The 13,259-nt window shown below is 48.0% G+C and carries 10 protein-coding genes; 4 read left to right on the plus strand and 6 right to left on the minus strand.

Annotated elements, in window-relative coordinates; translation table 11 throughout:
- Nucleotides 1-22 precede the first annotated feature (22 nt).
- The 3 genes from NEV57_RS02050 to NEV57_RS02060 all read left to right on the plus strand — a co-directional run bounded on the left by NEV57_RS02050 (nucleotide 23) and on the right by NEV57_RS02060 (nucleotide 3,536).
- The gene (locus tag NEV57_RS02050) at nucleotides 23-1,555 is read left to right on the plus strand and encodes a malate:quinone oxidoreductase (protein ID WP_257656616.1); all 1,533 of its coding nucleotides are present in this window, start codon (nucleotides 23-25) and stop codon (nucleotides 1,553-1,555) included.
- Nucleotides 1,556-1,815: 260 nt separating this feature from the next.
- Nucleotides 1,816-2,448, plus strand: a complete 633-nt coding sequence (pnuC, locus tag NEV57_RS02055; RefSeq protein ID WP_307876372.1) for a nicotinamide riboside transporter PnuC — start codon at nucleotides 1,816-1,818, stop codon at nucleotides 2,446-2,448.
- Nucleotides 2,448-3,536: an acyl-CoA dehydrogenase family protein gene (locus NEV57_RS02060; protein ID WP_257656617.1), complete on the plus strand. Its 1,089-nt coding sequence runs from the start codon at nucleotides 2,448-2,450 to the stop codon at nucleotides 3,534-3,536. The genes pnuC and NEV57_RS02060 overlap by 1 nt, the downstream gene beginning before the upstream one ends.
- A gap of 5 nt (nucleotides 3,537-3,541) precedes the next feature.
- Here the strand turns inward: NEV57_RS02060 and NEV57_RS02065 are convergent, their stop codons facing one another.
- The 6 genes from NEV57_RS02065 to NEV57_RS02090 form a co-directional block, all read right to left on the minus strand.
- Nucleotides 3,542-4,714 carry an RsmB/NOP family class I SAM-dependent RNA methyltransferase gene (locus NEV57_RS02065; protein WP_257656618.1) on the minus strand — a complete coding sequence of 391 codons (1,173 nt, stop codon included), beginning with the start codon at nucleotides 4,712-4,714 and terminating at the stop codon, nucleotides 3,542-3,544.
- 14 nt (nucleotides 4,715-4,728) lie between these two features.
- Nucleotides 4,729-5,988, minus strand: coding sequence for a type 1 periplasmic-binding domain-containing protein (locus NEV57_RS02070; RefSeq protein ID WP_257656619.1), 1,260 nt, complete (start codon nucleotides 5,986-5,988; stop codon nucleotides 4,729-4,731).
- Nucleotides 5,945-7,498: a glutamine-hydrolyzing GMP synthase gene (guaA, locus tag NEV57_RS02075; protein WP_257656620.1), complete on the minus strand. Its 1,554-nt coding sequence runs from the start codon at nucleotides 7,496-7,498 to the stop codon at nucleotides 5,945-5,947. The genes NEV57_RS02070 and guaA overlap by 44 nt, the downstream gene beginning before the upstream one ends.
- 29 nt (nucleotides 7,499-7,527) lie before the next feature.
- Complete coding sequence (locus tag NEV57_RS02080) at nucleotides 7,528-8,967, minus strand: alanine/glycine:cation symporter family protein (RefSeq protein ID WP_257656621.1); 1,440 nt, start codon at nucleotides 8,965-8,967, stop codon at nucleotides 7,528-7,530.
- A 99-nt stretch (nucleotides 8,968-9,066) separates the two neighbouring features.
- Nucleotides 9,067-10,146: a class II fructose-bisphosphate aldolase gene (gene fbaA / locus NEV57_RS02085; protein WP_257656622.1), complete on the minus strand. Its 1,080-nt coding sequence runs from the start codon at nucleotides 10,144-10,146 to the stop codon at nucleotides 9,067-9,069.
- A gap of 179 nt (nucleotides 10,147-10,325) precedes the next feature.
- A complete protein-coding gene (locus tag NEV57_RS02090; protein ID WP_257656623.1) occupies nucleotides 10,326-12,425 on the minus strand; it encodes a TonB-dependent receptor in 2,100 nt (699 codons plus the stop codon).
- 192 nt (nucleotides 12,426-12,617) lie between these two features.
- On the opposite strand from NEV57_RS02090, the gene NEV57_RS02095 reads away from it, so the two are divergent.
- Nucleotides 12,618-13,259, plus strand: coding sequence for a hypothetical protein (locus NEV57_RS02095; protein WP_257656624.1), 642 nt, complete (start codon nucleotides 12,618-12,620; stop codon nucleotides 13,257-13,259).

Below are 13,259 nucleotides of genomic sequence, written 5' to 3' on the forward strand. Positions count from 1 at the left end.
TTTGCCGCACTCAGAACAGCTAATGACAAAAAAAAATAAGAATAAAAAAAATAATGTGAAGGAAGTCGATGTCGTGCTTATCGGGGCTGGCATCATGAGTGCCACACTGGGCACATTAATTAATGAACTTCACCCCAGCGCCAGTATTGAAATTTTTGAACGGCTAGACGAAGTAGCAGCTGAAAGTTCAGATGCCTGGAATAATGCTGGAACAGGACATTCCGCGCTATGCGAACTGAATTATACGCCGCAGCGGCCCGATGGCACGATCGATATCAATAAAGCCATCAAGATTGCCGAGGCATTTGAGGTGTCCAAGGAATTCTGGTCGTATCTGGTTGCTCAACGCTTAATCGACAGTCCCGATCGTTTCATTCGTAGCATTCCACACATGAGTTTTGTATTCGGTCGGGAAAACGTGGATTTTTTGCGCAAACGGCACGAAACCATGAGCAAGCACCATCTTTTCCACGGGATGGAGTATACGGAAGACCATGAGTTGCTCAGGCAATGGATTCCCCTGATTATGGAGGGTAGAGATTCGGAGGAAAAACTGGCCGCTACCAAAATTGATATTGGCACCGACGTGGATTTTGGTGAGTTAACCCGGGCACTATTCTTTCACCTGGTACAGAAAAAAGGAATCAAGCTCCGTTTGGCAAATGAAGTGCGCGACATCGAGCGGGCAAATGACGGTCGGTGGGATATCACGGTAAAGAACCTTACTACCGACAAAAAAAGGAAATTCCGCGCAAAATTTGTCTTCATTGGAGCCGGTGGAGGCTCACTCCTGCTGCTGGAAAAATCGGAAATTCCCGAAGCAAAAGGGTTCGGAGGTTTTCCCGTAAGCGGTCAGTGGTTACGCTGTACCAATCCGGATGTTATTGCAGCACATCATGCGAAGGTCTATGGTAAGGCTGCAGTAGGCTCCCCTCCTATGTCAGTTCCACACCTGGATACGCGTGTGATCGATGGAAAGACAGCCTTGCTGTTTGGACCATATGCTGGTTTTTCAACAAAATTCCTTAAAAACGGTTCCTGGCTCGATCTGGCGTCATCCATTAAATTGGGCAATATCCGGCCAATGCTTGCAGCAGGTATGGACAACCTCCCACTTACCAAATATTTGATCGACCAGGTACGGCAAAGCCCGGAAGACCGGCTAAACGCATTACGTGCTTATGTTCCCACGGCGAAAAAGGAAGATTGGGAACTGGAAATCGCAGGCCAACGGGTACAGGTAATCAAAAAAGATGAAAAACATGGCGGCGTACTGGAATTCGGTACAGAAGTAGTGAGCAGCGCCGACGGCTCTATTGCTGCCCTACTGGGCGCATCGCCTGGCGCATCAACCTCCGTATCGATTATGATCGAGTTGCTGGCGCGGTGTTTCCCCGAACGGGCAAAGACGGCCCAATACCTTGATAAGCTGCATGAGATGATCCCGTCTTATGGGCTTTCCATCGCCGCAGATGAACGGCTTTGCAAAGAAACACGGGCGCGATCGGCCGCTATTCTGCAACTGGACAGAACCGGAGAAATGGTCTGGCCATAACCAGAAACAACAAGCATATTGAAAAGCCGTGCCGATACCGTACGGCTTTTTTGTTTTGCGGAAATTAACCTGTATATTCGCAGCACTTATGGGGTGCTTCATAGCAAGCTGAGATTATACCCAATGGAAAGCAGGTATCGTTCCCAATACACTGCTACCCATACACCTGATCCGGATAATGCCGGCGTAGGGATTTATATTTGCCGCTTCGTTCTGAATGTGAATACTTCCATAAGTATGTAATGGCTGCATAACATACCATGATGAAATTAAACGAATGGATTCACCAGTTAGGTACCGAATTAACGGCTACCCCATTGTTGCATTGGATTGGGGTAGGCTGTGGAATTGTCCAGGTACTGCTGGCTAAGGCGAACAACATTTTACTATATCCTTTTGGCATCGCCAGCATATTGATCACAGTATATGTACTGTACGATGCCGGACTTTATGCTGAATTGCTTTTGAACATGTATTACCTGGTCATGAGTATTTATGGCTGGCTGTACTGGATCAAGCGGCGCGGCGAAGAACCCGTACCGGCAACTTATTCAAGCAGGAAGGAATGGCTGATTACCTTATTGATCACGGGACTGGGTTTCCCTGCATTGTACTACGCCCTTGCGTATTTTACCGACTCAACCGTCCCTGTATGGGATGCTTGGGTAAGTGCAACGGCTTGGGCAGGAATGTGGCTGCTTGCCAAGCGCAAAATTGAGAACTGGATATTGCTGAATATCAGCAATGCATTTGCCATTCCGTTGCTGGCCTACAAAGGGCTCCACCTTTTTGCACTGCTCACGCTCTTTTTATTCATTGTAGCGATATTCGGTTATTTTGAATGGCGTCGGATTATCGGTACGCGGACCAAAACACTAAAAGATTCCATTTGATGAACACAGCACATCCTAATTTGTCATTTATGCCCACCGAATCGGTTATAAAAACCCTACGTGGTTACACTGCCCACGCAGAAAAAGACGGCCAGCTTACGGCGGACCAACTGGATATCATCTATGAAAACAGGTGGTTTAAATTATTTGTCCCCCGCGAATTTGACGGTTTGGACCTGGGCGTACCTGAAGGAGTCCGGCTCGAAGAGGAATTGGCATACATCGACGGTAGTCTGGGCTGGACAGTCACACTCTGTGCCGGAGCTAATCTCTTTTCGGGTTATATTGATCCTATTCTCGCACGCGAAGTTTTTACAGACCCACAGGTGTGCTTGGGTGGTAGCGGCCGACCTTCGGGTACCGCAACAGTAAAAGACGGAGGCTACGAAGTGAATGGCATGTGGCGTTACGCGACAGGGGCGCCGCATAACACACAGTTTACAGCTAATTGCATTATTGAGCAAGATGGCGAGCCGGTGCTTGACAGCGAAGGCAACCCATTGATAAAATCATTCTTTTTTGACCAAAAAGATGTTCGCATCGTGTCCGACTGGAATACTTTTGGACTGAAAGCCACCGCCAGCCATTCATTCGAGGTAAAGAATGTTTGGGTAGACCAGCGGCACTCTTTCTTGATTTTACCCGAACACGCTCGTCAGGACAGCCCAATTTACCGGTATCCGTTTATCCCATTTGCACAAACAACATTAGCCGTGAATACATTGGGGATGGCCAGGCACTTCATAGCGTGTTGTGAGGACTTTGCGATGAGATACAATCAGATTGGAAAAACAAACAAAATGCTGGAAGGATTGCTTCAACAGGGTGTTGAACGGGTTACAACAGCAAAGCATTCTTTCTATGAGGTATTAGATTCCTCCTGGGAGGTGTTTCTGCAGAATGGTCAGCTTACGGAAATCATGCTGCAGCGTATTGCGGAAACAAGCCGTGCATTAGTCAGTGTTTCTCAGGACGCCGTGGTTTCATTATACCCCCACTGTGGCATTATCGCCGCGGACGAATCGTCGGCTATTAACCGAATATGGCGGGATATCTTCACGGCGAGCCAGCATAGTCTATTGCGGTGATACGGCTAAGGCTTAATCAACCGGGCAATGAACAAGGTGTCTGCTTGCTGGTGATAGCCGGTCAATAGCGTCTGTTCTTCCAGTTTAAGTCCGAATTCTTCCATTAAGTGAGTTACGTTCTGTTCGTTTTCCGCAGCAAACACGGAACAGGTAATGTAAATGAGCGGCTTGCCATGCTTAAGATAAGGTATGGCGTTTCCGGTAATTTGGCGTTGTAATGCCGCGAATGTATCGATACGGGCTTTGTCGAAAAACGAAATCATTTCAGGCGTACGTGCCCATGTTCCAGACCCGCTACAGGGCACATCCAGTATAACTCCATCGAACTGGCTGTCTCCAAGTACCTTATGGGTATCCTGAGTCAGATCAACGATTTTCTTTCGGTAAGGTGAATGTATGCCCGCAGTATCGAAGCGTTCGTCCAGGTTACGTAGAATACTGCCCCGCACGTCGGAAACCAACAGCTCGACTCCAGGAGTAGTATCCATGAGCAGAAGAGACTTCCCTCCTGCCCCTGCGCAGGCATCCCACCAGCGCTCTCCGGAGGCTGCTCGGAAATACCGGCCAGTCCGCTGTGATGAGAAATCCTGTACCTCATACTTTCCGGCAATGCCAGGTACACGATCCAGTGCCGAACCATTGGGTAAAGCCAGGATATGCTCATCGATAACATTATACATCATACCGGCGCGGTTCAATGCCGTCAATACATCCGGTGCGTACGGGGCACGCAGACGGATAAACAGATCAGGCTGGGTAAATAGGCTATCAATAAATGCTTCCTGATCAATATCCGCAGACAGCCGGGGAGTAAAGGGAAATACATCTACCTGCTGAAACGCTGTATGCGTTTCTAAAAAAAGCCTTTTCTGGGGCAACGTTGCGTTAAGATAGGGTATCCAGTCCGGCTTCAGCAGTTCGATAACTGCACTTTCATGGCTGCAGAGCAATTCAGCTATGGCAAGTCGTTCAATTGACGATAGACTACGCGCTGCGTGGCCAATCCGGAAATAATGATACATGAGGCGGGTAGCCATCCGCCGGTCGGCAGATCCCATCTGCTTATTTCGCTTGTAATAGGCAGTTAAGAAACGGGCTAACGGCTCCGTGCCGCTATATTCCTGTAATAGGCGTTCAAATGTCCGGAGGTGTTGTGATAGCCTTTTTTCGGATAACATCACTTCTGAGGCTATTAATTAACGGGACGAAAATCGCCATCACGGAACTGCAATATCCAGATGTGGTGATTTACATAGCCCCAGGCCGGGTTGTATTTAAATGTAAAGGTATTATGTAGTCCGTTATATGTTTCATCTTGTATATGAGACTTATATTCAGCTCCGTACTTAGCCAGCAAGCTTCCGAAATAATAAGCGGCATCGTACCCCTTGTAGGCAAATTCCGTGGGTGTGATACCGAATTCGGAACGATAGCGTGAATCGAATTCCTGGGTACGTTTGTCGCCTTTATTCACATAAAACGATGACGTTACACTGGCGCGGAATCCAGCAAGACCATCAATTTCGTCGAAATCGAGTTTGGTCCAGTTGGGATGACCGAACAAGCGGATATCATACGAAAGCTCATCACGCAACGTCCGCAGATTGGCCAGGATGGGTGAAATCAGGTATTTGTTGGTTGTGCCCATCACCAATAGATTTTTCCCTGACAGGTGTATGCTGCTTTCCAGACTGGCCTGGTCATTCACATTTGCGATGTCGATACGGCTATTGAGTTGCCGGACCCGGGCTTTCAGCGGATCCAGAAACTGGCGGCTTGCTGCATCTTCTGTTTGATAAAATAACACCACATCGCCAGTTTGATATTCGTTTACAATATGTGTAGCCAGCGCCTCTACGTGCGCCATAAGGGGGGCAGTAAGTGTCACCAGGTTAGGCAAGTCAAATTCCGAAGGCATACTGGCTGCTAATGGCGAAATCTGCAATACACTACTGTCGAGTGATGCGTTATAGCCAAATACCTGAATTTCTTTAGGATAAACCGGTCCAACTACCAACGTAGCCTGCTGTACCTGATCCGTTTTCGCAATCCGGGCATTTTCTGCGACATCATCCCGCGTGTCCAGCACATCCACTTTAAAATTAACTCCCTGTGCCGACAAAGCGTCGAGCCCCAGCTTGAACCCCTGGTAAAAATCCAGGGCCAGTGCTGATCTGCGAATATCAACAGTGCTGGGCGCATGCTGATTTGCTTTGTCCAGCTGAAAAGGCAGTAAGAGTGCAATTTGATTAGCGTCTATTTCAGCGGTTTCCTTTATGGCATCTTTTTCGCGTTCCTCCGCTGTGGTTGTTTCGCGTTTTGGTTCAGTTTGACTTCCCGCAGGGCGAAGCACCCGGATTCGGGGTGTACAGCCAACAGCCAGCAGCAGCAAGATGACGATAAGAAAGCTACTCCCATTCAATGGTAGCCGGTGGTTTCGAACTGATATCATAGACAACCCTATTTATCCCTTTTACGTGATTAATGATTTCGTTGGATATTTTCGCTAATAACGCATAAGGCAGGTGAACCCAGTCTGCTGTCATTCCGTCCAGTGATCCTACGGCACGCAGGGCTACTACATGCTCATAGGTTCGCTCATCACCCATTACACCAACCGACTGCACGGGAAGGAAAATCGTCCCGGCCTGCCACACTTGATCATACCAACCTGATTCGCGCAGGTTACGGATATAAATCTCATCAGCCTCCTGCAAAATCCGTACCTTTTCTGCTGTAATCTCTCCCAGAATCCGGATAGCCAGGCCCGGCCCGGGAAAAGGATGCCTGCCAAGAATATTCGGTGCAATGCCGAGTGATTTTCCAACGCGGCGTACTTCATCTTTAAAAAGTGTATTCAACGGCTCCACCACTTTCAGTTTCATGAAGTCCGGGAGCCCTCCCACGTTGTGGTGTGATTTGATCGTTGCCGAAGGGCCCTTTACCGATATAGACTCGATAACATCGGGGTAAATGGTACCCTGTCCGAGCCACTTTACTTCAATACCCTGCGGGAGTTCCGCCTGGATGGCTTGTGCTGCTGCATCAAATTCATCTATGAAGGCAGCACCGATAATCTTTCGCTTCCGTTCAGGTTCGCTGGCACCTGCCAGTTTTTCGTAAAACCGGTCCTTGGCATTTACGCCTTTGATATTAAGCCCCATATGCTGGTAGGATTCCAGCACTTGTTCATACTCGTCTTTCCGTAATAATCCATGGTCCACAAAAACGCAATGCAGGTTTTTGCCGATTGCCTGATGAAGCAGTACTGCAGCAACGGTAGAATCGACCCCCCCTGATAATGCCATAATTACATGGTCATTACCTAGTTTTTCCTTCAGCGATGACACAGTTGTTTCCACAAATGCATCAGCTGTCCAGTCCGGTGTACAGCCACAGATATCGATGACAAAATTTTTCAGCAACGTGGTACCATCCGTACTATGGGTAACTTCCGGGTGAAACTGAATCCCATATGTACGGGTACCCTTAACGTGGTAAGCTGCTACTCGAACCTTATTTGTGCTTGCGATGATTTCAAAATGATCTGGAATCACCGATATTGTATCACCATGGGACATCCATACCTGGGAATCCACCGGAATATCCGTTAATAAGGGGTGGGTATGATCTACATGCTGCAGATGTGCTCGGCCATACTCACGTATCGTGGAGGCCACTACATTTCCTCCTGAATGCTGCGCCATATACTGTGCTCCATAACAGACACCCAAAACGGGAAACTGATTCTGTAACGTGCGGAAATCGATCTGCGGTGCATCTTCCTGACGTACCGAGTACGGACTTCCTGAGAGAATAATCCCCCGTACTTCTTCCGTATTCCACTCGGGTAGGTGGTTATACGGATGGATTTCACAATATACATTCAACTCCCTTACCCGTCTAGCGATCAGCTGGGTATACTGGGAGCCGAAATCAATGATAATGATTTTTTCTGGCATGGGCCAAAGGTACGTATTAGGCGGGAAATTTATGGCGCCTGTCTTTCTTTATTTTCCTTCCAATGGTTGGCATTTTTGATATTGTCCGCAACAAAAACGGGGTCCTTACCCTGCTTTTTCTGTTCGTGATAATCCTTAAGTATACGCAACGCCGGTTTGCGGAGCAGTAGGATCGCAATGAGATTGAGCCAGGCCATTAAGCCCACGCCGATGTCACCTAAAGTCCAGGCAGTCTCTGCGGTTTTTACACAACCGTAATAGGTAGCACCAAGGATCAACACCCGAAGCACCCAAACAGCCCATTTATGACGCCCCTGCCTGTCAAGGTAGCTTAGGTTGGTCTCCGCCATGTAGTAATATGCCATGATTGTGGTAAAGACAAAAAAGAACAACGCAAGCGCGACAAATCCAGCACCAAGTGCGGGAAAATGGTGCGCAACCGCCAGTTGTGTATATTCAGCTCCTATCCCGGCTCCGGGTATGTTTTCAACCAGATAGCCCCCTGACGGGTTTTGGACATTGTACTTACCGGTAAAGAGAATCATAAAGGCCGTGGCAGTGCAAACGAAAAGTGTATCTACATACACCGAAAATGCCTGTACCAGCCCTTGCTTGGCGGGATGGGTTACCTCAGCCGCAGCCGCTGCATGGGGCGCGGTGCCCTGGCCCGCCTCATTGGAATAAATGCCGCGTTTTACACCCCATGAAACAGCCATTCCCATAATCCCACCAAAGGCAGGTTCCAGATCAAAGGCCGATCGGAAAATCAGTCCGATAACAGCGGGTATCTGCGTAAAGTTAAAGGCGATAATTACAAGCGCCATTAGAATATACCCCCCTGCCATAAATGGAACTACAATTTCGGCAACCTTACCGATGCGCTTTACCCCGCCGACAATGATCAGTCCGAGCAGCACTACAAGTGCCAAGCCGGTATATGACACGGGGATATTAAACGCATTATGGACACCAAGCGCAATACTGTTACTCTGTACACCGGGCAAAAAAATAGCTGTACTCAATATTGTTGCAAATGCAAATAGCACAGCATACCATCGCATGCCCAGCCCCTTTTCGATATAAAACGCCGGACCGCCACGATACTGGCCATCTTTTACTTCTTTGTAAAGCTGGCCTAAGGCGGCCTCAACATAGGCGGATGCAGCACCGAGGAATGCAATGAGCCACATCCAAAATACAGCGCCCGGTCCGCCGAAAGCGATGGCGGTGGCAACACCGGCGATATTTCCAGTGCCAATGCGGCCGGAAAGCGCCATCGCAAAGGCCTGAAAGGAGGAAACTCCTTTCGCCGATGCGCCCCCTCCGAATAATAATCTGACCATGTCTTTCAGGTATCTCACCTGTAAAAATCGGGTAGCGACGGAAAAATAAATCCCCACACCTAGGCATAATGCTACAAGGGCATCGCTCCAGACTACGTTGTAAATTGTTTTGATTACTTCATCCATAGGTTGGTTATTGGTTAGTATGCTTGACTAGTGTTAAAATAAAAAACCCGCCGATACCTTAGCCGGGGTATGGCGGGCTATAATACGAGGAGTACTCAACTACAGTTTATTGTTGACGTTTACCGCATTCAGTTCTTCAAATGCCTGTGTGAGTCGTTTTACAAAATTTTCTTCCCCCTTACGTAACCAGACACGTGGATCGTAATATTTTTTATTCGGCGAATCGGGGCCATCGGGATTTCCGATCTGGCTTTGCAGGTAGCCTTCGTTTTTCTGGTAATAGTTCCGCACACCATCCCAGAAGGCCCACTGCATATCGGTATCGATATTCATTTTAATTGCACCATAGGAAATGGCTTCCTCGATCTCGGCAGGTGACGAACCTGACCCGCCATGAAACACGAAGTTAATCGGCTTTTCGGCTTTCAATCCGTATTTCTCGCGGACATATTGCTGGGAGTTATGCAGAATGATCGGCTGCAATTTTACATTTCCTGGTTTGTAAACGCCATGGACATTACCAAAAGCAGCCGCTATTGTAAACTTATCGCTTACCTGACTGAGTGCTTCGTAAGCATAAGCTACCTCTTCTGGCTGGGTATAGAGCCGGGCGCTGTCTACGTCAGTATTATCCACGCCGTCTTCTTCCCCCCCAGTAACACCCAGTTCAATTTCGATGGTCATACCAAGCGGTTTCATCCGCTCCAGGTATTGCTGGGATATAGCTATATTTTCCTCGATAGGTTCCTCGGAGAGGTCGAGCATATGTGATGAAAACAAGGGTTTTCTATGTTGTGCAAAAAAACGCTCACCATGTTCCAGCAATCCATCAACCCACGGCAGCAACTTTTTTGCCGCATGATCGGTGTGCAGGATCACCGCTACACCATAATGTTCAGCAAGGAGATGTACGTGCTGCGCGGCGGAAACACCACCAAGGACACAGGCTTGCAACTGGTCATTGTTCATGGATTTTCCTGCATAGAACTGTGCACCTCCATTCGAGAGCTGAATCATCACGGGTGAATTGACTGCCTTGGCAGTTTCCATAACGGCATTGATGGAATCGGTGCCGATAACATTGACCGCTGGCAAAGCAAAACGATGGGTTTTGGCTGCTTCAAATAATTCCTGAACAGCATCGCCGGTGACTACCCCTTTAAAATTTTTCAAACTCATAATACGCTATCTTGGTATAGCGTCAAAATTAGTATTATTTTTCAAATCCGCCAATCCGGTCCGGTGAATTAAATGCATGAAAAAGCCCGGTCGTTAAATAAGACCGGGCAATTCCATGTGTGTGTTATCGGCAAAGCATACCAACGCCTAACATGGCGGGACGCTAAACCGTATACACATTAGTATGCGATTGACACCCCACCATAGAAATTACGTCCGGCAGCGGTATTGAAAAACCGTCCGCCAAACGCGTTGATATCATTACCCAGGCTATAACGCTGATTGAGTAAATTATCGGCACCGACAAAAAACTGCAGATTGAGACGGTTACCCATGGGTTTCGTCCAGCTCACTTTAGCCTGTAACAGATGATAAGCATCGGCAAAAAAACTGTTCGCATCGTCCAGCGGAATAGCCGATGTATAGTTGTGCATGACATATGCACGTAGATCAAATGGAAATAAAAACAGCACGTTACTTACTACCGACTCTGCCGGCACACCGGTTAATTTATTGCCACTGAAGTCATTGTCGGCCACTTGGTAATCACCAAATCGGAAGTGACTTAATGTAAGATTGGTTCCTATCTGCAGACCACGTAACCAGCTGGACTGACGTGGCTCAACTGCCCATACCGATACCGACAGTTCAGTACCCAATTGCTTCACTCCTCCGGCATTACTGAAAAATTCCGCTCCGCCCTCATCAAGCTGACGGATAATTGCGTCTTCCATACGGTAATAGAATACCGAACCGTCAAGGAACACGCGTCTGTTACGGTTCTGCCACCGGAACCCGGTTTCATAATTCCAGCCTGTCTCGGCTTCCAGTGCCGTGTTTACCACTTGATCCGAAGAGCGTACTTCTGCTGTGGTTGGTGGCGAATACCCGCGGGAAACAGACGCTCTCCAGGCAAATTGAGGTGTAATCAGGTAGGACAAGGCAGCTCTTGGCATCCATTCGGCATCAAAATTCCGATCGGTATAATTCGGATCCCCTCCCCCTGGAAAAATAGCGCGGAAGGCATAACGGTAATAATTCAGACTCAATGAGGTCTCCAATGACAGCTTGTCATATAAATCTGCGCTAAACCGGGCAAAATAAAAATGCTGAGCATTTTTCAGTGCATCTGCAGCCTGCTCATCACCCCGTTCCCCACCGTTGTTGTCGTAATTGTAGATATCGGCCCGTCCGCGCTGCCACTCTACTCCAGCATTGGCGCGCCAGGTAAATACACCGGATTTTCCATCAGCATAATCCAGGTAAGTCCGGAAACCAAAGTTATATTCGTCTCGAACTTCGTAATTAGTAATAAAAGGGTTGCTGAAATCGGTGCGCAATCCAAATACACTGGCTACATGACGGAGTTTGGGAGTCAGCTGTGCATTGTGTACAAGTCCGCCAATTAATGTCTTATTGATAATGCCTGCTTGTTGTTCGAGGGCACCTGGATTAGGCCCGCCAGGCGGGCGGGCCAAACGGGGGTCCTCCTGAAACTGTGCCAGGTTTAATCCGCCTGGGGTACGGTACTGCAAGTCCGAATACAGGGCTAACAAACGGAGTTCATTGCCCGGGCGGTATTTCCATCGCTGAACAGTCTGAAAAGAGGCTCTTTTCATCGCGGAGTTCTGACGATAACCATCCGAGCGCTGGTATGCCTGATTGAAACTGAACTGGTACTTCGATGATGGCTGCATATCTGCATTCAGTTGCTGATGGAACAATCCGTAAGAACCGCCATTGACACGCAGCGATGCCTCGTTGCTCTGCTCGGTCATTCCGTCAGGGCGAATCAATACTACACCTCCCGAGTTTGCGCCGAACAAGCTGCCATCTGGACCTTTTAATATTTCGATCTTATCCATGCTGCCTACATCCAGCAGATTGAGATAGGTATTTCCCCCTGCGTCCGTTAGGGGAATCTCATCCAGGTAGACCTTTACATTGCGCACGCCAAAAGGTGACCGAAGTAAACTTCCGCGGATTGATAACCGATAGCTACCAGGGGAACGTTCTTCCATGCGCACGCCCGGTACCGTGTTTAGAGCCGGAATAAGTGTGACACCACTTTGGTTTTCCAGCGTGCTGTTTGCTACAACTCCGGCAGATGTCGTAAGACGTAGTAACGGTTGCTCCACGAAATAAGCCTTAACCATTACTTCATTAAGCAGTGTGGTGTCCTGTTCCTGCGAAAAAGCGGGAACGGCCAGTAGGCCTCCCATAAAAAATAATAATGCCCCGGCCGGACCGGCGACAGAAAATCGGTTTACGATAGACATAAATATTGATTGGATTGCGGCAGTGACAACTGAAATTCGACTGATGTCATTCCATTAATAAATGATATAGTAATCTTATTGTTTAAATGTGCAATAATACACAACTGTATCCATTAATCAGAATTTGTAACGAAAATTAAACTATTCATCCGGAATGCGGTCTAATTGGCAGATTTATTAAAGAATTGAGTCATGAAAATCAACTATTCAATACTGCTCGCGTTTTGTATAATCAACTTCATGGCGACCGCCCAGGATAGCATTCGTCATATTTCAAAACTGGAAATCGGCAAGAAGAAAAAGGAGGTTTTTTCCGGAAGGGACTCTACAATAACCCTCCATATTGACACCCTGATCATGCATGACCGTGCACAGCTTGTGTTCCTCGGAAAAAAACAGGTTACATTGACGGCTGATCACGTTGTAATGGATAAGCGTGCTTACATTTTTGGAACCGACGGTAAAAACAACGGAACGGATTTCGAGATCGATATGCGCTTTAGTGAATTAGGCGCACTCTATGTGCTTGCAGGTGGACAGGACGCTGCAAACAACGGGTCGCGCACCTATCCCAACGGGGATGGTGGGACGGTGAATATGACTTATCGCAAAACGGGTATCATGCCCCAGACCGAAGATCGGAAGGCGCCGCATTACCTACGGATTGATACCCGGGCAGGCGGATATCGCGGAACCCCTCAAAATGAACTGCGTAACATTTACGGTCTGATTAACAGTGGTCCGGCAGGACGTCCATTGGGTCGCTTGTCACAAGGAACGGTGTACTCCGGTTCAGCCGGCACTGATGGCAAAAGTCACATAACCGCCAAGTAA

Source organism: Parapedobacter lycopersici, assembly GCF_024643285.1.
GTDB lineage: Bacteria > Bacteroidota > Bacteroidia > Sphingobacteriales > Sphingobacteriaceae > Parapedobacter > Parapedobacter lycopersici.

Bases quoted from the DNA above. Each gene is read 5' to 3' on its own strand.
- NEV57_RS02050 (WP_257656616.1), top strand. From the start codon at position 23: ATGACAAAAAAAAATAAGAATAAAAAAAATAATGTGAAGGAAGTCGAT.
- pnuC (WP_307876372.1), top strand. From the start codon at position 1,816: ATGATGAAATTAAACGAATGGATTCACCAGTTAGGTACCGAATTAACG.
- NEV57_RS02060 (WP_257656617.1), top strand. From the start codon at position 2,448: ATGAACACAGCACATCCTAATTTGTCATTTATGCCCACCGAATCGGTT.
- NEV57_RS02065 (WP_257656618.1), bottom strand. From the start codon at position 4,714: ATGTTATCCGAAAAAAGGCTATCACAACACCTCCGGACATTTGAACGC.
- NEV57_RS02070 (WP_257656619.1), bottom strand. From the start codon at position 5,988: ATGATATCAGTTCGAAACCACCGGCTACCATTGAATGGGAGTAGCTTT.
- guaA (WP_257656620.1), bottom strand. From the start codon at position 7,498: ATGCCAGAAAAAATCATTATCATTGATTTCGGCTCCCAGTATACCCAG.
- NEV57_RS02080 (WP_257656621.1), bottom strand. From the start codon at position 8,967: ATGGATGAAGTAATCAAAACAATTTACAACGTAGTCTGGAGCGATGCC.
- fbaA (WP_257656622.1), bottom strand. From the start codon at position 10,146: ATGAGTTTGAAAAATTTTAAAGGGGTAGTCACCGGCGATGCTGTTCAG.
- NEV57_RS02090 (WP_257656623.1), bottom strand. From the start codon at position 12,425: ATGTCTATCGTAAACCGATTTTCTGTCGCCGGTCCGGCCGGGGCATTA.
- NEV57_RS02095 (WP_257656624.1), top strand. From the start codon at position 12,618: ATGAAAATCAACTATTCAATACTGCTCGCGTTTTGTATAATCAACTTC.